Origin of the sequence: Massilia sp. TWP1-3-3, from assembly GCF_049897805.1 — a bacterium.
GTDB lineage: Bacteria > Pseudomonadota > Gammaproteobacteria > Burkholderiales > Burkholderiaceae_D > Telluria_A.
The window spans coordinates 214,584-238,407 of the sequence record NZ_JAFCWX010000003.1; the positions used below are offsets into that span (position 1 = coordinate 214,584).

The 23,824-nt window shown below is 66.0% G+C and carries 16 protein-coding genes; 6 read left to right on the forward strand and 10 right to left on the reverse strand.

What is annotated here, in order from left to right:
- Positions 1 to 128: 128 nt before the first annotated feature.
- The 4 genes from recD to ACP7D4_RS04290 all read right to left on the reverse strand — a co-directional run bounded on the left by recD (position 129) and on the right by ACP7D4_RS04290 (position 12,359).
- The gene (gene recD / locus ACP7D4_RS04275) at positions 129 to 2,138 is read right to left on the reverse strand and encodes an exodeoxyribonuclease V subunit alpha (RefSeq protein WP_426207873.1); all 2,010 of its coding nucleotides are present in this window, start codon (positions 2,136 to 2,138) and stop codon (positions 129 to 131) included.
- Positions 2,135 to 5,764 carry an exodeoxyribonuclease V subunit beta gene (recB, locus tag ACP7D4_RS04280; protein ID WP_426207874.1) on the reverse strand — a complete coding sequence of 1,210 codons (3,630 nt, stop codon included), beginning with the start codon at positions 5,762 to 5,764 and terminating at the stop codon, positions 2,135 to 2,137. The genes recD and recB overlap by 4 nt, the downstream gene beginning before the upstream one ends.
- Entirely contained in the window at positions 5,761 to 9,156 is a 3,396-nt protein-coding gene (recC, locus tag ACP7D4_RS04285; RefSeq protein WP_426207875.1) for an exodeoxyribonuclease V subunit gamma, read from the reverse strand. The genes recB and recC overlap by 4 nt, the downstream gene beginning before the upstream one ends.
- Positions 9,157 to 9,233: 77 nt before the next feature.
- Positions 9,234 to 12,359, reverse strand: a complete 3,126-nt coding sequence (locus ACP7D4_RS04290; RefSeq protein WP_426207876.1) for a CHASE domain-containing protein — start codon at positions 12,357 to 12,359, stop codon at positions 9,234 to 9,236.
- 182 nt (positions 12,360 to 12,541) lie between these two features.
- Here ACP7D4_RS04290 and ACP7D4_RS04295 point away from each other — a divergent pair, with 182 nt between their 5' ends.
- Positions 12,542 to 14,602, forward strand: coding sequence for a prolyl oligopeptidase family serine peptidase (locus ACP7D4_RS04295; RefSeq protein ID WP_426207877.1), 2,061 nt, complete (start codon positions 12,542 to 12,544; stop codon positions 14,600 to 14,602).
- Here the strand turns inward: ACP7D4_RS04295 and ACP7D4_RS04300 are convergent.
- A complete protein-coding gene (locus ACP7D4_RS04300) occupies positions 14,599 to 14,925 on the reverse strand; it encodes a hypothetical protein (RefSeq protein WP_426101204.1) in 327 nt (108 codons plus the stop codon). The two genes, ACP7D4_RS04295 and ACP7D4_RS04300, sit on opposite strands and share 4 nt — an antisense overlap.
- An 11-nt stretch (positions 14,926 to 14,936) precedes the next feature.
- Complete coding sequence (locus ACP7D4_RS04305) at positions 14,937 to 15,308, reverse strand: hypothetical protein (protein ID WP_426207878.1); 372 nt, start codon at positions 15,306 to 15,308, stop codon at positions 14,937 to 14,939.
- Positions 15,309 to 15,467: 159 nt separating this feature from the next.
- Here ACP7D4_RS04305 and ACP7D4_RS04310 point away from each other — a divergent pair, with 159 nt between their 5' ends.
- Positions 15,468 to 16,508, forward strand: a complete 1,041-nt coding sequence (locus tag ACP7D4_RS04310; RefSeq protein WP_426207879.1) for a hypothetical protein — start codon at positions 15,468 to 15,470, stop codon at positions 16,506 to 16,508.
- Positions 16,509 to 16,555: 47 nt separating this feature from the next.
- On the opposite strand, the gene ACP7D4_RS04315 is transcribed toward ACP7D4_RS04310, so the two are convergent.
- Positions 16,556 to 17,143: an acyl-homoserine-lactone synthase gene (locus ACP7D4_RS04315; protein WP_426101210.1), complete on the reverse strand. Its 588-nt coding sequence runs from the start codon at positions 17,141 to 17,143 to the stop codon at positions 16,556 to 16,558.
- 136 nt (positions 17,144 to 17,279) lie between these two features.
- On the opposite strand from ACP7D4_RS04315, the gene ACP7D4_RS04320 reads away from it, so the two are divergent.
- Positions 17,280 to 17,567 (forward strand): helix-turn-helix domain-containing protein, encoded by a 288-nt coding sequence (locus ACP7D4_RS04320; RefSeq protein WP_426207880.1) that lies wholly within the window; start codon positions 17,280 to 17,282, stop codon positions 17,565 to 17,567.
- On the opposite strand, the gene ACP7D4_RS04325 is transcribed toward ACP7D4_RS04320, so the two are convergent.
- A complete protein-coding gene (locus ACP7D4_RS04325) occupies positions 17,542 to 18,279 on the reverse strand; it encodes an autoinducer binding domain-containing protein (RefSeq protein WP_426101214.1) in 738 nt (245 codons plus the stop codon). The genes ACP7D4_RS04320 and ACP7D4_RS04325 overlap by 26 nt on opposite strands.
- Before the next feature lie 422 nt (positions 18,280 to 18,701).
- Between ACP7D4_RS04325 and ACP7D4_RS04330 the strand changes: the two genes are divergently transcribed.
- Complete coding sequence (locus ACP7D4_RS04330) at positions 18,702 to 20,549, forward strand: putative bifunctional diguanylate cyclase/phosphodiesterase (protein ID WP_426207881.1); 1,848 nt, start codon at positions 18,702 to 18,704, stop codon at positions 20,547 to 20,549.
- Between the two features lie 111 nt (positions 20,550 to 20,660).
- Here ACP7D4_RS04330 and ACP7D4_RS04335 read toward each other — a convergent pair whose 3' ends face one another.
- Both ACP7D4_RS04335 and ACP7D4_RS04340 read right to left on the reverse strand, forming a co-directional pair.
- Entirely contained in the window at positions 20,661 to 21,284 is a 624-nt protein-coding gene (locus tag ACP7D4_RS04335; RefSeq protein WP_426207882.1) for a glutathione S-transferase family protein, read from the reverse strand.
- A gap of 24 nt (positions 21,285 to 21,308) precedes the next feature.
- Positions 21,309 to 22,013, reverse strand: coding sequence for a glutathione S-transferase family protein (locus ACP7D4_RS04340; protein ID WP_426207883.1), 705 nt, complete (start codon positions 22,011 to 22,013; stop codon positions 21,309 to 21,311).
- 87 nt (positions 22,014 to 22,100) lie between these two features.
- On the opposite strand from ACP7D4_RS04340, the gene ACP7D4_RS04345 reads away from it, so the two are divergent.
- Both ACP7D4_RS04345 and ACP7D4_RS04350 read left to right on the forward strand, forming a co-directional pair.
- Positions 22,101 to 23,117 (forward strand): type II secretion system F family protein, encoded by a 1,017-nt coding sequence (locus ACP7D4_RS04345; RefSeq protein ID WP_426207884.1) that lies wholly within the window; start codon positions 22,101 to 22,103, stop codon positions 23,115 to 23,117.
- Positions 23,114 to 23,803: a YceI family protein gene (locus ACP7D4_RS04350; protein ID WP_426101223.1), complete on the forward strand. Its 690-nt coding sequence runs from the start codon at positions 23,114 to 23,116 to the stop codon at positions 23,801 to 23,803. Before ACP7D4_RS04345 ends, ACP7D4_RS04350 begins: the two co-directional genes overlap by 4 nt.
- Positions 23,804 to 23,824: the final 21 nt, after the last annotated feature.

Genomic DNA, 23,824 nt, shown 5'->3' on the forward strand with positions numbered 1-23,824 from the left:
TACCTACATCGGCCGCTTTAAAGTACGCAATTTGGGTACGATTTCCGAAAAAGTTGCTCGAATTTGGAGGTCTGACCCCAATTAAAAAACTATTTTCTAATTGAGGTCTGACCCCAGTTTTAAAATATTTATTGGGAAATCATTTCCTGGAGGCCGCTGGCGCGGCGGGTGCGGCGGGCGATGGCGTCGGCCAGGACTGCACTGCCCGGCGTGACGAGCGTGAACCGGGCACTGGCGCGGGTGATGCCGGTATAGATCAGCTCGCGGGCGATCATGGCGCCCCGTTCTTTTGGCAAGACCAGCACGGTATGGGCAAACTCCGAACCTTGCGACTTGTGGACCGTCATCGCGTAGGCAGTGTCAACGTGACGCAAGCGGGTGGCCAGCACGCTGCGAATGTCCTCGCCCTCCAGGAAATAGACGCGCAGCGATCCCGCCCGCGCCGGGTCCGGTAACGTCAGGCCAATGTCGCCGTTGAAGACGCGAGTGCCATAGTCGTTGCGGGTGATCATGACGGGACGGCCGACGTACCATTCGCCCCGCCGCTTGATCAACCCGGCGCCGTCGAGCCGCTGTTCGATCGCCTCGTTCAAGCCCGTCACGCCCCATTCGCCCTCGCGCACGGCGCACAGGATGCGAAATGCTTCAAAACTGTGCAGCACGGCGCGCACCCAGATGTCGTGGGCACGCTGCTCCTGCTCCTGCTCCTGCTCCCGCTCCTGCTCCTGCTCCTGCTCCTGCTCCTGCTCCTGCTCCTGCTCCCGCTCCTGCTCCTGCTCCTGTCCCTTACCGACCAGGCCAAGGTAGGCGGCGTAGCCGTCAACGGCAAGCTGCACCACGTGCTGCGGGTGGGCTTGCTCGATCCAGCGCAGTGTGCCACCTTCGCGCAACACTCCTTGCGCCCGCGCGCCGTCGCCAGCATTGACGGCCAATGCCAGTTGCCCGATCGGGCCGCCAAAACGCCGGCTCTCGCGCAGCATCACCGTCTGCTGCGCCAACGGTCCCGCGCTGCCGTGGAAGGCGGCCGGAATAAGCTCGCCGCTCGCCTCCAGCGCGTAAGCCACGGTCGCGGCACTGTAGCCGCCGCCCTGCGCGTCGCGACACAGGTCGCCCAGCACGGCGCCCGCTTCCACCGACGCCAGTTGGTCCTTGTCGCCCAGCAAAATCAAGGTGGCGCCCTCGGGCAGCGCGTCCAGTAGCGAGGCCATCATTTCCAGGTGCACCATCGACGCTTCATCGACGATCAACACGTCAATGTCGAGCGGATTGCCTTTGTGATGCGCAAAGGCGCGCGTGTCGGGACGGGCTCCAAGCAGGCTGTGCAAGGTGCGCGCGGCGCCCATGCGCGCCGTCAGTTCGCGCAGCGCGAGCTTGGCACCGACCTTGTCGGCCAGTTCCCCCAACGCCTTGTCGATCGATTGCTTCAACCGGGCCGCCGCTTTGCCGGTGGGCGCAGCCAGCGCCACGCGCTGGCGCTCGGGATGCTCGGCCATCGCAAACAACAATGCCAGCAGGCGCGCGACGGTATAGGTCTTGCCCGTTCCCGGTCCGCCAGTGATGATGGCAACCGATCCTCGCAACGCCACCGCGCAGGCGAACTTTTGCCAGTCCGGGCCGTCATTGCCATCCCGGCCACGTTCTGAGGCAAACAACATGTCGAGCCAGTGACGCACGCGCTCGGCCTGCACCGGCCGCACGTGCTGCGCGCGCGCGCGAATCGTTTTGGCGACCAGCGTTTCGTCGCGCCAGTAGCGGCGCAGGTACAGGCGTTCGCCGTCGAGCACCAGCGGCTGGTCGAAATCGAGTTCGCCCACCTGCCACACCTGGTCGCACGCGCCAAGCTGCGCATGCCAGCCTTTCAGGTTCTTGGGCAGCGCGTCGGTGGCGCCGGCCAGTTGCTGCCATTGTTCGGCGCTCCAGCCAAGCAGCGCGCACGGGTCGCCCGCCAGTTCGTCCAGCATCAGGCAGCTGTGGCCGCGCCCTTCCAGTTCGGACAGCAGCACGCAGGCCAGCATCAGCGGACCACTATGCGACCCGAGCTCGCCGATGAAGCGGGCAAAGGTGCCCGACAGGCGGCGCAACTGGCCGGCGTCGGTCAGCGCCGCCACTTCGCCCCACAAGGCCGCGTGCGTGTTCATGTGCTTTCCTTTGCCAGCAGCGCGTCCAGGCCGTCCAGGAGAATCAAGTCCGGCGCCAGCAGGTAGCAGCCGCGCGTGTGGACGTTGGCGATCCCGCGCAGGAACAGGAAGATGGCGCCGCCCAGCTGGGTGGCCGGGTCGTATTGCTCGCCCAGGCGGCTTTGCAACAGCCGATGCAGCGCCAGCAGGTAGATCGCGCCCTGTATGTCGTAGCGGTGCGCGGCCATGCCGGCCGCCATGGCGCCCGTGCTGTAGGCGCTGTCGCCCCCGCCCAGCGAATTCGATTTGTAGTCCAGCACCCAGTAGCGCCCATCGTGCTCGAATACCAGGTCGGCAAAGCCCTTGAGCATGCCGTGCAGCTCGCGCTCGGGCAGCGCGCCGCGGGGGGCGCCTTGCAGCAGGTGCGCGCTGCATAGCCGGTCAAGCTGTCCGGTATGGAGCTGGTCGCTGGGGAACCAGAACTCCATTTCGGGCAGCAGCGTGCCGATCTCCATCAGCGACGCGTCCAGCGGCGGCAGGCGCGTTTGCGCGACAGCGCGCAGCCAGGCCACGGCGTCTTCGCGCCGGTTGCCCCAGCCGGCGCGCTCGCAGCGCTGCGAAAGGCGCGCGTCGAACTGCGGATCGTCGATCGCAAAGCCTTCCTGCGCCATCCACTCAAGCTGCTCGTGCAAAAAGTTACCCGGCACCGAGCCGCGCGGAAAACGGTGCCACGGCGCGTCGTCGGTGCGCAGCGGCGCCAGCTTGGGCTCTTCTTCGAGCAGCGTTTCTTCCTGGGCGCGCATGGGCGCGGCAAGCGTCTGGCGCGCGAGCGAGGTGAACGAGCCGACAGTCCAGTTGCGCTCGAAACTGGCGTTGAAACGGGCGGCGGCAATCAGCGGCGGGGGCTGTTCGCTGCGCGCGAGCATGGTGACGCCTTGCGCCGGTTCGATCGCACGCAGCTCGATGGCGGCCGAGTCGCCGCGCAGATGCTCCCACCGCTGTGCCATCTCGGTGACGCCAATCGGGCTGCCGCCGGTGAGCAGGTAACCGAGCGCCGATTCGTGCAGCTTGTTCTCGCCGCCTTTTCGCGCGCCCAGCGCGGCCACGCCCAGCCACAGGAAGTGGCGCGCGCGCGTGAGCGCCACGTACAGCAGGCGCAGGTCTTCCTCGATGCGCGCGCGCTCGACTGCGTCGAGCGAGGCGTCCGACATGCCCAGATCGATCTGGGGCACGCCGTCTTCGCCCATCAGCGCAAAAAAGCTGCGGTTGCGCCGTTCGGTCTTGCGCGCGGTGACGGCAAACGGCAGGTACACCAGCGGATACTCCAGGCCCTTGGACTTGTGCACCGTGACCACCTTGACCAGTTCGGCGTCGCTTTCCAGGCGCAGCACGCGCTCGTCGCCGCCGTCGCCGAGACCTGCCACCTGCTCGGCCAGCCAGCGGATCAGCGCTTGCTCGCCATCGAGCTGGCCGCTGGCCGACTGCAGCAGTTCGGCCAGGTGCAGCAGGTTGGTCAGGCGCCGCTCGCCGCCGGCCTGGCGCAGCAGCGCGGAAGGCAGCTGCAGTTCGTGGATCAGGCGGCGCAGCATGGCCAGCACGCCCTGGCGCTGCCAGACGATGTGCAGCGCCTTGAGCTGCTCGACGCGCGCTTCCCAGGCCAGTTCGTCGGACGACAAATGCGCCAGCTCGGCCAGCGACAGGCCCGCCGTGCCGGTTGCAAACGCGGCCCGCGCCAGCGCGCCATCCAGCGGATTGGCCACCGCGTGCAGCCAGCGCAGCATGTCGGCCGCTTCATCGCTGTCGATGACGGAATCCTTGTCCGACAGGTAGACGCTGGCGACGCGGCGCTGCTCGAGCGCGCGCCGGATGGCGGCAGCTTCGCGCCGGTCGCGCACCAGGATGGCGATATCGGCCGGCACCAGGCGCGTGAAGCTGGCGCCATCCTGGAACCCGGCATGCGGGTCGTTAAGCAGGCCTACGATGTGTTCGGCGCAGTGGTGGGCAAACAGGCTGCGGTAGTCGTCGGCCTTGAGTTCCTCGCTGTTCGAGCTGTTGATCGTCAGCGCTTGGTACGGTCCGGCCACGCCCATTAGTTGCTGGGCGCGGCCCTTGGCGGCGACGGCTTCGAAGGGCAGCGGATTGACGCCTTTTTTCCGGAACCGGAAGGCGCCGGCCGCAAAGCCGGGATGTTCGCCCTTGCCCTCTGCGTGCAGGAACAACTGGTTGACCGCTTCGACCAGCGCGGCGGTGGAGCGGTAGTTGGTGCCCAGCTGGTAGTGCCGCCCCGCAGTGGCGCTGCGCGCGTCGAGGTAGCTGTGGATGTCGGCGCCGCGAAAGCCGTAGATCGACTGCTTCGGGTCGCCAATCAGGAACAGGCCGTGCGCCGGGTCGTTGTCGGCCACCCGGTACAAGAGATTGAAGATGCGGTACTGGTCACGCGAGGTATCCTGGAATTCGTCGACCATCGCCACCGGGAACTGCGCGGTGATGCGCTGGCGCAGCGCGTCGCCGTTCGGCCCATCGAGCGCGCCTTTGAGGCGTTCGAGCATGTCGGCAAAGCCGAACTGGCGGCTCTTTTTTTTCAGCTCGGCCATGCGGCGCGCAATGCTGCAGGCGGCGTGCCGGTGCAGCGCGTGCGCTACCGGGTCGATCGCCTTGAGCGCTTCCCACAAGTCGGTGGTGAACGTAAAACACGCTGGAATGTCGACGCCAAAACCCTTGCTGCAGGCGTCAAGGATACCGTCGGGCGTCAGACGATGCCAGGCGGTGTCGTTCAGTGCCGGCATGTGCATCGCCTCGTCCAGCGCCCACGCGCGCAGCGCGTCGAACCATTTGGCCAGCGAAGCCGGTTTCAGCTTGGTGCCGTTAAAGCACTTGGGCGACAGTTCCCGCTGGCCGGCGATCCATTCTTCCATCAGCGTGGCGCGCGCGTGCCAGCCTTGTTTCAGGCGCGCCAGTTGTGCGCCCTGCTCTTTGGCCACGCGCGTCAGCAGGCTGGCCAGGGTTTCTTCCGGCACCTCGCCCAGCGTGGCGGCGCGCCGCGCCAGGTCGCGCACCTTGTGCTTGAGCGCGTCGACGTCGGGCCAGCAAGCGAGCAGTGTGCCCAAGGCGCCCGCGCCCAGCGGATACACATTCTGGCGCCAGTAGTCGTGGGCCGCGTCTTCAAACAGCGCATGCTCGTCGCTGACCAGTTCTTCGTCGAACAGGCTGCCGCTGTCAAAGGCGTGCTCGCGCAGCATGCGCTGGCACCATGCGTCGATGGTGAAGATGGCCGCTTCGTCCATCGTTTCGGCGGCCATGAGCAGGCGGTGCGCGGCCAGGCGCCGCTCGCCGTCGCTGGCGTACGAGGCGCTCAAGGACGCCAGCAGATCGTCGTCGATTGCGCGCTCGCCGCGGAAGTACGCGGCCGCTTCGATCAGGCGTTCGCGCACGCGGTTCGACAGTTCGCGCGTGGCGGCGCGTGTAAACGTCATGACCAAAATTTCGGACGGGGCAAGCGCGCGCGCAAAACCTGCGGCGCCGCCGTGCCCGAGCACCAGGCGCAGGTACAGCGCGGCAATGGTCCAGGTTTTTCCGGTGCCGGCGCTGGCCTCGATCAGGCGCGAGCCGTGCAGCGGGAAAGTCATGGCGTCGAGCAGTTCGCTCATGGATTCTCCTCGTGCGGCTCCACCAGCACGTGCTCATCGAGCCAGCGCGCCAGCGGCCCATACAGCGCTTCGTTGTTCCCGGCCCACTCGCCGCTGGCCAGCAGCGCGTTAAAGTCCGGCCACAGGCGCGCCAGGCACAGGTCATCGACTTCGCCGGACAGTTCAAAGCCGCCATCGTAGACCGTGCGCGCGTCGCCGTCTTGCAGCATCGCCAGCGCGCTCTTGCAGGCGACCGGCAGCGGCTGGTCGAGGTTGCGCCGCCACAGCGCCACCAGTTGCGCGAGCGCGCCGCAAGCTGCCGCCTGCTCGAGCGGCGCCATCGTCAAAATCGCGTCGCGCGCGACCAGGTAGCCCGTCACGCGCCGGCCAACCGCGGCGCAGGCGAGCTGGCGCAGCCACGGCGCAATCAGCTTGTCGCCGCGCACGCCGCCTTTTTTGTCCATTACCTTGGACGAGACTTGCATCAGCCAGGCAGTATCGCCCACCGTGCTCGCCGAACCCACCCGCAACTTGTCGATCCAATCGTCCAGATGGATGCCCTCAAAGACCAGGTTGACGGCCAGCTTGGGCGCGGCAAGCGTAAAGCGCGCGCCCAGCGTGAGCCAGGCAGTGCGCACCGGCACCAGCGCTTCGACCAGCTGGCGCTGCCACTGCTGGCCGATCAGCCCGATCGGCAGCACGCCTTCGCGCGCCAGCCGCTCGGCGCGCTGCGTGAGCGTGGCGCGCACCTGGTCCAGCGACTCCGGCTCGCCCGCGTCGTCGAGCAGGCTGTCTTCAAGAAAATAGCGCTCCAGTGCGTCGAGCGAAAACGGTTCTTCGTCCTCGCCCACCAGGTCCGGTTCCGCGAACGACACGCCCAGGCGGCGCTTGAAAAAATAGCGGGCCGGCTGGCGCAGAAAATTGGCCAGCTCGCCCAGGCGCAGCGAATAGTCGGGTTCAATCTCGAACGGGGGCAGCGGCACGGCGGCGGTGGCAGCCTGGTCGCCGTGGGCGGCGCGCCATTCGCCGGCGTAGGTCAGCAAGCCGCCTGCTTCAAAATAGCGCCGGCTGAACGGCTGCAGCGCGTGCTCGGTGGTGAGCTGCGCCACGTCGATTTGCCAGCCGGCACCCAGGTAGTCGCGCAGCTGCGAGACCAGCACCGACGCCGGCTGCAAGCTGTTGTCGCGCACATTGCGCCCGACCCAGCTCACGTACAGCTTGTCGCGCGCGGCCAGCAGCGCCTCCAGCATCAGATAGCGGTCGTCATCGCGCCGCGAGCGGTCGCCCGGGCGCGCCATGCCGGGCAGCGCCAGCAAGTCGAAGTCGGCCTGGCGCGCCCGGCGCGGAAAGTCGCCGTCGTTCATGCCGAGCAGGCACACCACCCGAAACGGCACCGCGCGCATCGGCATCAGGGTGCAAAACGTCACGCCACCCGACACAAACTGGTGGTTCAAGGTGGGCTCGTCGAGCGCGCCCAGCCAGGCTTCGCGCAGCACCGCCAGCGGCACCGCTTCCTCAAAGCCGGCGTCGTCGCACGTCTCTAACCAGCTTTGCAGCGCTTCGTTGAGTTGCCCGAGCGTCAGCCGGTCGCCCTCTTCGGCGGCGTCAAAAAACGCGGCCAGCATGGCGCGCGCCTGCACGCCCCAATCGGCCGGCGTGCGCGCCTCGGACAACAAGGCGCGCCACGCCAGCAGCGTTTCGATCAGCTGCGCGAGCGAACCGGCCAGCGCGGCATCGAGCCCGCCCACTTCCGGATACGGTTCGATCTGCTGGAAGTTGGCGCCCGCGCCGCAGGCGTACCCCAGCAGCATGCGGCGCACGCCGAAAATCCACGCATTTTGCTCGCCCGCGGAACCTAAGCCCAGGCCGGCACGATGTGCCTGGTCCAGGCCCCAGCGCACGCTGGCCCCTTCAATCCAGTGCCCCAGCGTGGCCAGGTCGTCGCCGGCCAGGCCAAAGCGCGCGGCCAGCGCCGGCACGTCGAGCAGGTCGCGCACTTCGCTCTGGCGGCAGCGCTGCTGGGGCAGTCGCAACAACCATTCGAGGGCGACCAGCAGCGGGTTGACGCTGCGGTCCTTGACGTCGCCGATTTCGAACGGGATGAAGCGCGGGTCGCTGCGCTTGTGCTGGTCGAACACGGCGTGAATGGCCGCCGAAAAAGTGTCGATGTCCGGCACCATCACCACCACGTCACGCGGGCGCAGTTTGGCGCCGGCGGCAAACCATGTCAGCAGCTGGTCGTGCAGCACTTCCACTTCGCGCTGCACGCTGTGGGCGACGTGAAAGTCAATCGAACGGTCGCCTGGCGCCACTACGCGAGGGGGATGCTCGTGCAGGGGCAGCAGGTCGCGCACGGCAGCTTGCACCTGCTCGAGCATGGTCGAACCCTCGCCTTCGCCAAACAGGTCCAGGCGCATATGGCTGGCGCCTGCGCCGTCATCAGTTTGGGCGTTGTCGAATTCGTCGAGCATGCGGACGAAATCGCGTCCTTGCCGGCCCCAGCTTGCCAGCAGCGGATGGCTGTGGGCGTGCAGTTCTTCCAGCGGCACCGTCGACAGGTCGATCCCGCCCTTCTGGCGCTGGCGTTTGTGGGCGGCGCGCAGCAGTTCGCGCCCTTCGATAATGTCGCCCCAGTAAAAGCGGCACGGATTGGGCACGGCCAGCAGCACCTGCGTATGGCGCGCCAGCGCAGCCACGGCCTGCAAGGTCTGGTAGGGCAAGGTCGACATGCCGAACAGGACCACCCGGCGCGGCAGTGTCCCCGCCGGTTCGCCGTGCGCGCTGGCGTCCACAAACCGCTGGTGGATGGTGGCGCGGCCCGAGTCGCGCTGGGAAGGCGGCAAGTCGTCGTGCACGGCGCGCCAGAGCTGCGCCTGCCAGCGCTGGTCGTGCGGCAGCGCCAGCGCCTCGCCGCGCGCATTGCGCAGCAGGTCGCGCCCGGCGCTCCAGTCGTCCAGCCAGTCGGCCCGGTAGACCTGGTACTGGTCGAACAGGTCGGCCAGCCGTTCGGCCAACTGCAGGCGCCGTTCCGGGTCGCCGTCACCCAGAAAATGGCGCAGCGGTTGGAACACCGGCTCGGCCAGCAGTGCCGGCAGCAGGCGCATCAAGCGCCACGTGAGCGGTCCTTTGTCATACGGCGAGCGCTTCGGCACCAATTCGCGCCCCAGCATGCCGCGATAGGCTTCCCACAAAAAGCGCGCCGGCAGCGCCACGCGCGTGGCCGCGCACACGCCCAGTTCCTTGGCCAGCGCAATTTTCAGCCATTCGGCCACGCCGTTCGACTGCACCAGGATGGTCTCGGTTTCCAGCGGCGCGAGCGGATGCTTGCGCAGCCAGCCGAACACGGCCGCACGCAATTGCTCCAATTCATTACCGTGAAGAATAAGAAGTCCGGGTGTTACGGGTAAAGACATGGTGCTCCGGGAAGACGCGCGGATGCGCAGCGGCACAGCATACTAGTTTTAGCCGCAAGGCGGTAGAGAAAGCGCGTTCAAACCTGCGGCAAGGCGACTTCCTGTTCAATATGTTCAGCCAGCAATTCTAGCAGCGCCGCCAGGCGCGCCACCACCGGGCCAGCCTGGTCCATCGATGCCTGCCCGCGCTGCGCTTCCAGCGCTTCGCACAGCTCGGCAAAGCTGATCGCGCCAACCGCCCTGGCCGAAGACTTGAGGCGGTGCCCGAGGTCGGCCAGGCGAGCGCTGTCGGCGTGTGCAAGCGCATCCTGGATATCACGCATGGCGTCGTGCGCCGAGTCGATGAAAAGCAAGGCGTATTTGCGCATTTTGACGGGATTGCCGCCGAAGGTGAGTGCCAGCGCGGCGACGTCGATCAGCGCCGCAGGCGCAGCCGCAGCCGCAGCCGCAGCCGCAGCCGCAGCCGCAGCCGCAGGCACGGGCACGGGCACGGGCAAAAGCATGGCTGGTCCCGCGCGCGGCGCCGGAGGAGGCATGCGCCGCCCGCCGCGCACCGGGCGCGCGCGCAGCCATTTGGCGATCACTTCGAACAGCACATTGGGCGCGATCGGCTTGGTGACAAATTCGTCCATGCCGGCGGCCATGCAGTTGGCCTGGTCGTCCTTGCCGGCGTTGGCCGTCATTGCGATGACCACCGCGTCGCGCAGGCGCGGGTCGGCGCGGATCATGCGGCTCGCCTCGAAGCCGTCCATCACCGGCATCTGCACGTCCATCAGCACGCAGTCGAAGCGGTGCTTGAGCATCAGGTCGATCGCTTCCTTGCCGTTGCTGGCCACTACCACGGTCGCATGCACTTGTTCGAGCAGCTCCTGGCCCACCTGCTGGCTGAAGAGATTGTCTTCGACCAGCAATATGTAGGCGCCGTTCAGGCAGGCCAGCACGTCGGCCCGCACCGCACCCGGATTGGCCGGCAGGAAGTGCAGCGCCTTGCCCAGGCGCGCGGTGCACCAGAAGGTGCTGCCGCGGCCGGGCGCACTGTCGACGCCGACCGCGCCGCCCATCAGCTCGGCCAACTGCTTGCTGATCGCCAGGCCCAGGCCCGTGCCGCCGTATTTGCGCGTCGTTGACGGGTCGGCCTGGTGGAAGGAGGTGAACAGCTCGGCCACCTCGGCCGCGCTGATGCCGATGCCGTTGTCCTGCACCTCGAAGCGCACCAGGGCCTGGCCCTGCCCCTCGCCCTGCCCCTCGCCCTGCACCTCGCCCAGCAGGCGCGCGCGCATCGTGATGGCGCCGCTGTCGGAAAATTTGATCGCATTGCCGGCAAAGTTGAGCAGCACCTGCTCCAGGCGCAGCGGATCGCCGCGCAGCGGGTGCGCCAGCGCAGCGTCGATGTCCACCACCAGCGTGAGCTGCTTGTTGGCGGCCGCGTCGCCAAGCTGGTTGACGATATTTTGCATCAAGCCGGCCAGGCTGAAGTCGAGCACTTCAAGCTCCAATTTGCCGGCCTCGATCTTTGAAAAATCCAGAATGTCGTTGATGATGCCCAGCAGATGAGCGCTTGCATGGTAAATTTTTTCCAGGTAGTCGCGCTGTTTGGGGTTGGTGACCGACTTGAGCGCCAAGTGCGACATGCCGATGATGCTGTTCATCGGGGTACGGATTTCATGGCTCATATTGGACAAGAAGTTGCTCTTGGCCCGGTTGGCCGCGTCTGCCTCGGCCTTGAGCTTGTGCAGTTCCGTCACGTCGGTCGACAAGCCGATCACGGCGGCCACCTGGCCGTCCTGCATGATCGGTACCTTGATCGACCAGAGCTGGCGCACGTCGCCGTCGATCTGGGTGAATTGCTCCACCCGCCCGCCCTGGCGCACGCCGTCAATGAAAATTTGCTTGTCCTGTTCCCAATACGCGTCCGCCTTTTCCTGCGGGAATACTTCCCGGTCGAGCTTGCCGATCACCTGGTCGGCCGGCAAACCCATCGCCTCGGCCGTCACGGCATTGATATACAGGTAGCGCCGCTCCCGGTCTTTCATGTAGACGTGCGCGGCCACACTGTCGAGTACGGAGTCGAGCAGCAAGCGCTGTGCGATGGCGCTGCGGCGCGAGCGGAACAAGGTGTAGAAAAAGGCGTAGATCAGCATGGTCCCGGCCGTGCCTGCAAGCAGTGCAATACGCCCCGCGTAGCGCTCGAAGGTGGTCAGCAAGTCGCTTCTGCACACCTGGAACCGGGCCTTCCACAGGCTGCCATTGAAGTCGACCGGCAGCACGGTCTCGTAGCGCGCGCAAGTGGCATCATCGGGGTCGCCGGCTTGCGCGAGCCGGCCGCTCTGGGCAAACAGCAAGCGGTCATCCTTGCCGATCACCAGCGAGCGCTTTTCCGGGTCGAGCGCGGCGTCCGCGTAGACGGCCACGTGCATGCCGCGCAACACGGCTTCGTCAAGCGTCCCCTGCACCAGCGACGGCACCGAAAAGCCGATGCCCACCGCACCGATGTAGGCGGCGCGGCGCGCCTCCACGGTCGCCGGCAGCACGCTATTGCGGTACACCGGCAGGCGCATCGACAGCCCAAGATGCGGCGCGGGCAGCGCAATCGTTACCGGCAGGCCGGAGGTGCTCAGCTGCGCATGGTCGCGCCCGTTGTCGAGCGCGGCCGCCTCGACCGGGTCCGCGCTCACATCCATGCCCATCCGTGCCAGGTGGGGCGCGGTCGGCTCTATGTAGTTGAGCACGGTATATGCTTGGCGCCGGCCGGGCGGGTGGATCGTAAAATCCGGATAGCCGCCGGCGTCGGCACTGCGGTCGGCGCGCACGGCGGCGACAAACCGATCGCGCCCGGCGTCGCTGACGTAACTGGCAAACGAGATGGTGTCGATCGCGGGAGCGTTTTTGTGCAGCGCCAGGCCGGCCACGTAGCGGCGAAACTGCAGCCGGCCCGGCGGCGTGTCGGCACTTTGGAACAGGGCGGCGACGCCGCGCAACAGGTCGGTATGGGAACGGATGCCGGCGTCCAGGCGCGACTGCGCGCTGCGCGCCGCCGCGTCGAACTGCTGACGCGCGTCGGCGCTGACGGCGCGCTCGACGCCGAGGTACATCAGTACGCCCACCAGCAAGGACAGCGCGCAGCCGGCGCCAGCCATCAGCAGGCCCGGCGCGGCTGGCCAGATCTTGCCCATGCTCCCTGTCGTGCGCGTCGATTGGGTCATCCTGAGTCGTTCATCGTTTCGGTACGGCAAACCCTGCCAGTGGTCCCGGTCTCAAGGTTACTTGGGGTGCAGCGAACATGCAATTGATAAATACTTGTGTGTGCGCCTGCATGAAAGGACGTGACAATGATGCTACGATTGCCTTCCGGCCGCGCTGGCCGCGCCTGTTTTGGGAGCACCTGATGTCTTTACCGCATGATCCGCACGCCTGGCTGGAAGAGGTCGATGGGGACGCCGCCCTGGCCTGGGTACGCGAACGCAATGCCGTCACGCTGGCCGAGCTGGAAGGCGCGCCGGCGTACGCACCCCTGCAAGCGCGCCTGGCGGCCATTCTCAATGCGCGCGAACGGATTGCTCATGTGGCCAAGCATGCTGCGTATTTTTACAATTTCTGGCGTGACGAGGACCATGTGCGCGGCATCTGGCGCCGCACGACCCTGGCCCAGTACCGGCTAGCCACGCCCTCGTGGGAAACCGTGCTCGACCTGGATGCGCTGGCGCGCGATGAAGGCGAAAACTGGGTCTGGGCCGGCGCGCGTTTTTTGCCCTTGCCGGCTGAGGCCGAGTCCGATGCCGAGGCCAAGACTGACCACTGCCTGCTCTCGTTCTCGCGCGGCGGCGGCGACGCCACCGTGGTGCGCGAATTTGACGTCACGGCCCGCGCATTCGTCGAAGGTGGCTTCGCGCTGCCGCAGGCCAAGAGCGACGTGGGCTGGATTGACCGCGACACGCTGCTGGTGGGCACCGACACCGGTCCCGGCTCCATGACCAGTTCCGGCTATCCGCGCATGGTGCGCGAATGGCGGCGCGGCACGCCGCTGGAACACGCCAGGATTGTCTATGAAGCCGCCGAGGACGACCTGAGCGCGTCGGCCTACAAGGTTTTCACGCCCGGCCACGAAATGCAGTTCGTGCAACGCCAGCTGAGCTTTTACGCAAGCGAACTGTTCCTGCGCCAGGGCGACACATTGCTCAAGATCGACAAGCCCGACAGCGCCAACGCCTTTACCGTGCGCGACCAGTTGGTGATCGAACTGCGCGCTGATTGGGAGACGGTCGGCCGCACCTATCCGCAAGGCGCGCTGCTTGCCATCGCGCTGGCGCGCTTCCTGCGCGGCGAGCGCGACTTTGCCGTGCTGTTTGCACCCAGCGCGGCGCGCTCGCTGGACGCGGTGGCGATGACGCGCAGCGCCTTGCTGCTGACCGAACTGGACAACGTGGCCAACCGCATCGTCGAACTGACCGAGCTTGACGGCGCCTGGAGCCGGCGCGTGGTCGACGCGCCGGCGCTGGGCAGCCTGGGCGTGGCGCCCGTCGACCGGCATGGCTCGGATGAATATTTTCTCAGCGTCAATGACTTCCTGACGCCGACCAGCCTGTACCTGGGCCGCGCCGGCACCGATGAACGCGAGCTGCTCAAGGCCTTGCCGGCGCTGTTCGACGCCTCGCGCCTGACGGTCAGCCAGCAGCATGCCGCCTCGCGCGACGGCACACCGGTGCCGTATTTTCTGGTCATGGACAAGGACACGCTGCTTGACGGCAGCGATCCGACCCTGCTGTACGGCTACGGCGGCTTTGAAATTTCCCTGAAACCCAGTTACAGCGCCGTCACCGGCGCGGCGTGGCTGAGCGCAGGCGGCGTGTATGCGCTGGCCAACATTCGCGGCGGCGGGGAATTCGGCCCGCGCTGGCACCAGGGGGCGCTCAAGCAGCACCGGCAAAACGCCTTTGACGACTTCATCGCCGTGGCCGAAGACCTGGCCGCGCGCAAAGTCACCAGCGCGCGCCACCTGGGCATCATGGGCGGCAGCAATGGCGGCTTGCTGGTGGGCGCCGTCATGACCCAGCGCCCGGAACTGTTCCAAGCGGTCGTGTGCCAGGTGCCGCTGCTCGACATGCGGCGCTACCACCGGCTGCTGGCAGGCGCCTCATGGATGGGCGAATACGGCGACCCGGACCTGGACGCGGAATGGGACTACATCGCCCGCTATTCGCCCTACCATAACGTGGCGCCGGACAAGCGCTACCCGCGCGTGCTGTTTACCACGTCCACCCGCGACGATCGCGTGCACCCCGCCCACGCGCGCAAGATGGTGGCGCTGATGCAGCAGCAGGGCCACGACGTGCTGTACTGGGAAAACCTGGAGGGCGGCCATGCCGGCGCGGCCGACAACGCCCAACAGGCGCGCATGTGGGCGCTGACCTATGCGTTCCTGCAGGCCGAGCTAGGCCGTTTGCCCTAGTCCAACTGGGCACGCAGCACCGGATCGGACGCAATGACCTGGGCGATCCAGGGAAACACTTGCGCGCCCTCGCGCCGCAGCTCGGCGAACTGCCCGAACTCCATGTTGACCAGCGCGTCGGCGTAGATGCGGGCCAGCGCCTGGCGCGCCAGGACTGTGCGGCTGGAAGAGCGCGACAGCGCGCGGTACAGCCGGGCGCTGGCGTGCGGATCGGCGCCGCCCTGGCACAGCGCGCCGGGGTCGCACGTCTCGGCCCACTCGGCAAAAATGTCACGCAGCGGCGCGGGCACGCTGACCTCCAACCGCTCTTGCATGCGATTCATCGCGCTTCTCCTCAATCGTAGAATGGGGCGACCAGCGCCGGCCAGCCGGCGATGTCGATCTCGTCGTCGCCATCCTGGTCGCTGCCGTCGTCGTGATCCTGGTTCCGAGCCTCAGTTTGGGCCTGGGTCTGAGCTAGGCTCGGAGCCTGGTCGCCACTCGGGTCCAGATTCGGGCCGTGGGCCTGGCTTTGCTCCTGGCTCTCGCTCTGGCCGCCCTGGCTCTGGCCCAACGGCGGCGTCAGCTGCGCTGCGCTGTGCACCACGGCGGCCACCACCGCCGCCCCCAGCGCCGGGCTGCGTTCCTCGCCGCAAGCGCCCCATGCATGCCTGCGCAGCCAAGCGGCGGCGCGTTCCACGTCCCATTTGCTCTTCGGTGTCGCCATAGTTCCTCCATTGTTAGCTGTCAGACAACCCGGCCGCCGCGCCGTTCGGGCTCTAGCGTAGGTGCTTGATCCCGATCAAGAGCCGAAAAGCATCGTCACCTACTATCGATTTGCACAAGCTGCCGCTTGGCAAATATCACGACCGGACAGGAGAATGGCATGAGCAACAGCACAGCACAGCAGCCGCGCCAGGTGGGCGCCGCACGTCCGAGGGGCTTGCCGTTCGAAGGCCAGCCGGGCCCGGACGGCGCATTCTGGTGCGGGGCCATCGGCGCCGGCGCCTGCATCATGGTGGAGCTGGCGTTCCACGTCGACTTGCTCTCGCGCGCCATCGTGCGCCTGCCGGAAACGAGCGCGGTGGCGCGCCCCGCCGTCACCCGCTACCTGGCTACCGTCAAGACACTGGCGAGCAACTGGAGCCGGCACACCCGCCCCGCCCTGCTCGAGGCGGTCGAAGCGCTAACGCACGTGGGCGCCAGCCTGGCCCGGCCTTTCACCATGGAAGCGCTGGCCAACCGGCGCGTGGACGGCGGCCAGGCGGCCACGCGCGTGGTGCAGGCATTGCTGCGGCGCATGGGGGCGCCGGCCGCGTCGCTGCAAATGCTGGCCGCCGATCTGGATGAGCAGTTGGGGAACATGGCCGGCGCCACGCGCGAACTCGAGTCCGATACTTTGCTGCTGAGCGAACGCTTGCAAGCGGACCACGTGCATACCTTCCTGCTGTCGCAGCAAGCCAGCACGCTGCAAAGCAAGCTCGACGACGCCACCATGCGCCAGGACGCCTACTGGCTGCAAGGCCCCCACGCCGAGCAGATTCGCCAGGAAATCGCCTTGCACCGCAGCGCCCTTGAAGGCGTGCGGCGCCAGCTCGACTACCTGCAGGCAAAACAGGCGTCCAACCGTGGCGAAGCGCACTACCTGCAAAACTTGATGCCCTCGCTGTCCGGCTACCTGAATGCGCTGGAACGCATGGCGGGGGGCATTCGGGCCGCCCAGGCCGGCGCGGCCAGCATGCTCTACGAGCTGCACGAGCTGAAACGGGTGCTGGCCGAGGAGCCCAATGGCGTCGGCCCGGTCGAGGCCCAGCTGCGCACCGCCCTGACGCAATGGCGCGCGCTGGCGGCCAGCGCGGACAGGCTGCGCCCCGGCCAGGCGAATGCACCAGCAGGTGCACGGCAAGGCGCCAGGAAACGACGCTAAACCGGACGCAAAGACCGAACGCTAAAACCGGACGCCAAGACCGGACGCTAAGACGCGAGGCGGGTGTCGAACATGACGGCGTGGGTGGCGCCCACATCCACATACAGCGCGACGGCCTGCTCAACGCCAATTTGCAGCGGCGCCCCGAAGCGGCGCGTGACCACCCCGGCGCGGCGCAGCAGGCGCTCGATGGCCGTGGTAGTGACGGTCACGTACTGGTCGATGCCGGCGTGGTAGCCGTAACTGATGATTTCGCCGATCGATTCCATGGTGATCTGGGAAAAGCCGAAGCGGGCGTCGCCGCCGGTTTCGATGGCGAACCGGCTCAGCTCCCAGATGCGCTCGTCCTCGGGCGCGCCCTGGCCGTGCAGCAGCTGCGCAAACGAATCCTTGAGCATGTACGGGCCCAAAGTGGGCAACAGGCGCCAGCAACCGCGCAGCGTTCCACCGCCGGGTTCGCGGATCATCATGTACCACGGCTCCAGCGCGTCGTAGCCATCGATCTCCATGCCGCTCATGACCGGCACTTCCCAACCGAGCCGGTCTTTGAACACCTTGGCCCGCAAGGTGTGCATTTCCCACAAATCGCGGGATTTAAAGTCACGTCGTGGTGCAATTCGTATGTGCAGTGCCATAGTGAAGCTCCCCAGTTGAGTTATGCCGCCCGCATAAAGAATCATGCAAAAAGGATACGAGCATAACTAGCAGTGTTGCTAGGTGGCTGCAAATGGCGCTGGGTGGAATACTGCATTTTTGTTCGAGGGGAAATGTATGGCAAAGGACGATGACTTCACGTACCAGGCAATTGCCGGCGTCGACACGGCAGCGGCCAGCGGGCACGACAGCCAGGCTGCCTCGACGGCGTCGACCCTGCATGGGGACCTCAAGAAATTTCGCATCAGCAAACGCGAGAGCCAGGAAAAGTTTTGGGGCCGTTTTGGCGTGACCCAGTCGAGCGGCAGCCGTTTCGAGACCGGGCTGGGCATCCCGCCGCCGGTGGCGATCCTGGTCAAGCTGTACGTCAAGGGGCGCCTTAGCGATGGTGATCTTCCGGGGTAAGGATTCCCATGCTGATGGCCTTCACCAGGGCTTGCTGGCGGGTATTGACGTTGAACTTTTGCCGGATGTTCCCGATGTGAAAGTTCACCGTCGCCTCCGAGCAAACGGTGATCTTGGAAATTTCCCACGACGATTTACCCACCATGACCCAGTTGAGCACCTCCAACTCGCGCTTGGTCAGGCGCGGCGCCGGCTCGGCGCTGTTCTGGGCGTGAATGAACTTGAGCGACGATTCGAACGCATAGTCGCGGATCAGCGACAGCGCCGGCATCAGGTTGATCAGGTTGTCGTCGAAATCGGCGTTCGGCTTGGCGTCGGTGGCAAAACTGACCACCCCAAATTCTCCGCTTGGCCCATGAATGGGAAATGTGATGCCGCAGCGGATGCCATGGCCGCACGCTTCCTCATAGAGATTGCGCTGCGCCGGGGTGCAAAAGGTGTCGGGCTCCCACACAATAGGCACTGAACTTGCCAGGCAGTGCGCCACGGTCGGGTCGACATAGGCCAGCTTGTCGGCGTCATAGCGTTCGCGCCACGCGCTCGAATAATTGCTATGCAAAAAAGCATTTTCCAGCTTCGCATGTTTCGACGCCACGGCGCCGTACAGCACTTGGTCGAAGCCCTGGCTTTGCGCGAGCGAAAATAACGACGCTTGCCAAGCCGCTTCGGTACTACTCTTTAACAGCGTCGTCAGCTGACCTAGCTCAACCATACACCCATCCTTTTTACACTTTTCACAAATAAGTGATGTACTGAGACCAGATCGTAATTGCATTTACACCATAACTCAATAAATTATGACTAACAATCACGTTATCAATTGACCAAAACTACGCCACTTGAACAAGTAAGACGCCTATTGATCTTACAGCAAGTAAATGTTGGTCGTTCTCTCACTCATTCATTGACGTCGACGTTGGAATAGTGCAACGCAACATGCATGGCAAGCGTGCGTTAGGAAACTTAATTGGCAATATCCTCGGGCGAGGAGATCCTTGTTTCGCCAACCATCTTGCACGCAGTTTTTCCAAAATGCACTATTTATTACCGCATGGAAGCTGAAATGCGCGTCGGTGCTTGCCATCGTGATGTAACATTGTGATCCGCAACCCAACTTCAGCGATCCCATCCGCCGTGCATATTCCCAAAGTCCTTCTGGTCAATGACGATGCCGCGAGCCTGATGGCGCTCGAGAGCGTGCTGCTGGCTGCGGCCGAAGCCAGCCAGTACGCGTTGATCACGGCAACCTCGGGGCAGGAAGCGCTGCGCCAGGTCCTCAAGCATGAATTTGCCGTCATCTTGCTCGACGTGAACATGCCGGGCATGGACGGCTTCGAGACCGCCGACGCGATCCATTCGCGCGAACGCTCCAGTACGGTGCCCATCATTTTCATCACCGCCCATCATGCCGACGAGATGCACCGCCTCGAGGGCTACCGCAAGGGCGCGGCCGACTATCTGTTTACGCCGGTGATTGCGCAGGTGCTGCAGACCAAGGTGGCGGTGTTCGTCGAACTGACCAAGCGCAACCTGGAACTGCAGGCCAAGACCGACGAACTGTCGCGCCTGAACCAGGATCTGCGCGTGCAGCGCTTGCAAGACCTCGAACGCATCAATGGCGAGCTGCAGCAGGAAGTCGCCGTGCGCAAGACGGCCGAAGAACGCGCCCACGCGCTGTCGATCCGCGATCCGCTCACCAACCTGGTCAACCGGCGCTCGCTGATCCAGCAGCTCGAGCATGCAGTGGCCACCGCCGACCGCGGCAAGAGCGAGTTTGCCCTGCTGTTCCTGGACCTGGACAAGTTCAAGTCGATCAACGACACGCTGGGCCACGAAGTGGGCGACGAACTGCTGCGCCAGGTGGCCGCGCGCCTGCTGGCAGCGGTGCGCGTCTCGGACGTGGTGGCGCGCCTGGGCGGCGACGAATTCGTGGTGCTGCTGGCCGGCGCCGGCGCGGCCACCAATGCGGCGCGCGTGGCGCGCAAGATCGAACAGGCCCACCACCACCCGTTCGACATCAACGGCCACCGCGTGCACACCTCGACCAGCATCGGCATCGGCCTGTACCCGCAAGACGCGGGCAATGCCGCGCAGCTGATGAAAAACGCCGACACCGCGATGTACCACGCCAAGCAGAACCGGCGCGGCAGCATCGAGTTTTTCCGCGAGGAGCTCAACGCCCGCGAAATCGAGCGCGCGCGCTGGGTCAGCGAACTGCAGCTGGCGCTGGCCGGCGCCGAACTCGAACTGCACTACCAGCCGCGCGCCTGCCTGCCAGACGGCGCCCTGTGCGGCGTGGAAGCGCTGCTGCACTGGCGCCACCCGCAGCACGGCCTGCTCGCCGCAGGCGTATTCCTGCCTTTTATCACCGAGCGCGAATTGCTCGCCCAGGTCTGCGAATGGAGCATTGGCGCTGCCTGCGCCAAGTTCGGGCAATGGCATGCGGCCGGGCTGAATCTGGCCGGGCTGTCGATCTCGGTCGAACTGGCCGCGCCGGCCTTGTGCGCCGAGCTGGCGGCGCGCGTGCTGGCCCATCTGCGCACGTGCGCGCTGGACCCGGACTGGCTGGAATTGTCCATCCCCGAATCCTTGCTGGTGGGCGCGGGCGACGTCGGACCGGTGCTGCGCGAGCTCAAGGACGCCGGCGTGCGCCTGGCCGTCGACAATTTCGGCAGCGCCGGCACCTCGCTGGCCACCTTGCGCAACCTCTCGCTCGACCTGCTCAAGATCGATGCCGCGTTCATGGCCCAGAGCGGCGCTGACGGCGGCGCCGACATGCTGGCCGCGATCACCCACCTTGGCCGCGCGCTCGGCATGCGCGTGCTGGCCAAGGGCGTGCACCGGGCAGACCAGCTGAGCGTACTCACCGCGCTCGGCTGCGACCAGTACCAGGGCGAACTACTCAGCGCTCCCTTGCAGGCCGACGGCATGCTCGCGCTGCTGCAGGCGCACCACAATCTGCAAGGTCCCACTAGCACTTGAGAGACCGGCGGCACGCGATGTTTCCAACAGTAGGCCGCCACTAAGCGGCCACTAAGCGGCCACTAAGCGGCCACAAATGCGCGGCCACCAATGCGCGGCCAGGAATACGGCCTACTTCACCAACGCGGAAGGCCGCTCGGCAATCCGGTCGCGCCACGCCTGCAAATGGTGCAAGCCTTCGGCGCCCGGCTTGAACTTCATGAGTCCGCGCCCGAACTCCAGTGCGCAAAACGCCGTGATATCGGCCACGGTAAAGCGTTCGCCCGCAATATACGGCTGCGTGACCAGCTGCGCGTCGAGCCAGCGCGCATTCTCGCGCATCTTGTCGCCTTGCGAAACGCCAAAGTCGGCAAACTGCGGCTGCTCCAGGTGGGCCAGCGCCGGGTGCGTATGGCGCACGCAGTTGGCAATGCCGAGCAGCAGATTGAGCTCCGCCCGGCGGTCGGCCATCTCGATAAAAGCGCGCTCCTCGAAGCTTTCGCCCATCAGGTTAGGCTGCGGATAGAGCCCTTCCAGATAACCGCAGATCGCGCGCGACTCGGACAGTACGCGCCCGTCGTCGAGCTCCAGCGCGGGCGTGCGCGCCATCGGATTTTTGGCGCGGAAGCTGTCGCTCTTGTGTTCATTGGCGGCCAGATCGACGTGAATGCTCACGATGCCGGGAATGCCTTTTTCGGCGATGAACATCGCCACTCGACGCGGGTTCGGTGCGTAGTTGCTGACGTAAAGCTTCATGCGGTTCTCCTGTTATCGTTATTGTTATCGTTTGGCCGACTGGCCCGTTTCAAGCATGCTGCGCGCCTTTTCGGAAAATTCCCTAGCGGCCTCGCCTTCAGCTTTTTCGAGGTCGCGTTCAGAGGCCGGCATCAAAATCCCTTTTTGCACCGCCGGGCGGGCCCGGATCGCATCGACCCAGCGCTGCAGGCTGGGCAAGCCGTCAAGCGAGACGCCCGACCATTTATGGGTGCGCACCCAGGCCCAGTTGGCGATGTCGGCGATTGAATAGTCGCCCGCCAGGTATTCGTGCTCTTGCAAGCGCGCGTCAAGAACGCCAAACAGGCGCCGGCTCTCGCCCTGGTAGCGGTCGATGGCACTCTGGATTTTTTCCGGAAAATAGCGATAGAACACGTTGGCCTGTCCCATCATCGGGCCCACGCCACCCATCTGGAACATCAGCCACTGCAGCACCTGCGAGCGGCCCTTGGCGTCGGGCGGCATCAGGCGGCCGGTCTTTTCGGCCAGGTAGACCAGGATGGCGCCCGATTCGAAGACCGCGAAATTGTCCTCGGCGCGGTCGACGATGGCGGGAATGCGCCCGTTCGGGTTCAGCGCCAGGAACCAGGGCTCCTTCTGGGTACCCTGGAGCAGGTCGAGCGTGTGCAGCTGGTACGGCAGCGCCAATTCTTCCAGCGCAATCGAAATTTTGTGGCCGTTCGGTGTGGCCGCTGAATACAGGTCGATCATGGCATTCCTTTGCAGTTGGGTGCAGGAGCGAAATGCAATCTTAGCCGATTTTGGCCGGCTTGCCTGGCCTGTGCCACAATCGATGTCATGAGACGCTTTCCACCGCTTTCCTTGCCCGTTCGCGCCCTGCTGTTCCAGCACCTGGGGGCCATGGAAAAAGCGGGTATGCCGGCCGAGCGCGCCCATGCGCTGCTCGATTTGGGGCCTTCCCTGCGCGGGCGGGTCGAGGCGTTTCGCGACCTGTGCGGGCGCGGCGTGGACGTGCCGGGCGCCGGGTCGCGCAGCGGTTTGTTTACGCTATTTGAAACACGCTTGCTGCGCGCCGCCTTTGCCGCCGGCACCGCGCAAACCACCTACGAACGCCTCGCGCGCAGCCTGGCCGGCGCTGCCGCCCAACAGCGCGCGCTGCGCTCGCGCCTGATGCTGCCGGGCGCCGTGCTGGCCATCGCGCTGTTCGTGCAGCCGCTGCCCCAACTGTTTTCCGGTGCACTCAAGCCGGCGCTTTACCTGGCCAAGGCGCTGCTGCCGCTGGTCTTGCTGGCCACGGCCGGCATGCTTGTCATGCGCACCAGCGCCTGGTTTGCCAGCGGCGAGCCGGGCGTCGGGCGCGCCACGCTCGAACGCCTGCTGCTCGCACTGCCCATAGTCGGCAAAGTCCACCTGCGCCGCAATACGCGCGACTTTGTCGAGAGCCTGGCGCTGCTGCTGCAGGCCGGACTGTCGCTGTTCGAGGCGCTGCCGGTGGCCGTGGCCACGGTCGACAACCAGCTGGTGCGCCGCGACCTGCATGCACTGCTGCCGGCCGTGCAGTCGGGCGCGCCCCTGTCGTCGGCCGTGGCGGCCCTGCGCCTGGTCGACAAGGCGCAGCTGCATGCCATGGTCCACCTTGGTGAGGAAAGCGGCACGCTGGCCGCGATGCTGCAGCGCCATGCCGATGCCGAGAGCGTAGCGCTGGCGCAGATCCAGCGCGAGATGATGACGTGGCTGCCGCGCCTGTTGTACAGCATGGTGGCGCTATGGATGGCATTCCAGATCCTGGGCGGGACCAAGCTTGCGCAGGACAGCGCCGCCATTTCTGTCGCCGTGCCACAATGGCGCGGATGAAACCGATTCTACGCCCTGCATTGTATTGTTTGCTGCCCTTGCTGCTCGCCGCGTGCGCCATCGAGGCGCCGCCGGCGCCGGCGTTCGCCTCGGTGGAAACGGGCGCCGCCTGGTATCAGCAGGCGGCGCGCAGCGGCAAAAAAATCTACCAGATTGACGCGGCGCAGTCGCTCATCACCGTCACCGTCCGGCGCGGCGGCGCACTGGCGCGCTTTGGCCACGACCACGTCGTCGCCAGCCGCAGCGTGGCCGGCTTCGTGGCACCCGACGCCGGGCGCGCCGACTTCCACTTCCGGCTGGACCAGATGACGGTGGACGAAAGCGCCTTGCGCACCGAGGCGGGCCTGGACACCCAGCCATCGCTTGACGCGATCGAAGGCACGCGGGCGAACATGCTCACGCGTGTTCTGGAAGCGCAGCGTTATCCGCTGGTGCTGCTGCACGCCGAGCGCGTGCGCGGCAACGACAAGCTGCTGCGCCTGACCGTCACGCTGCACGGCGTGGCGCGCACGGTCGATGTGCCGGTCACGCTGACCCAGTCCAAGACCACGGTCAGCGCCAGCGGCGAGCTGCGCCTGCTGCAGAGCGACTTTGGCATCACGCCCATGTCGGTCATGGGCGGGGCCATGGTGGTGCAAGACGCGATGGCGCTGCGCTTTCATATTGTGGCCAGCGCGCGACCCTGAGCGCCAGCACGGCCTTAAAGC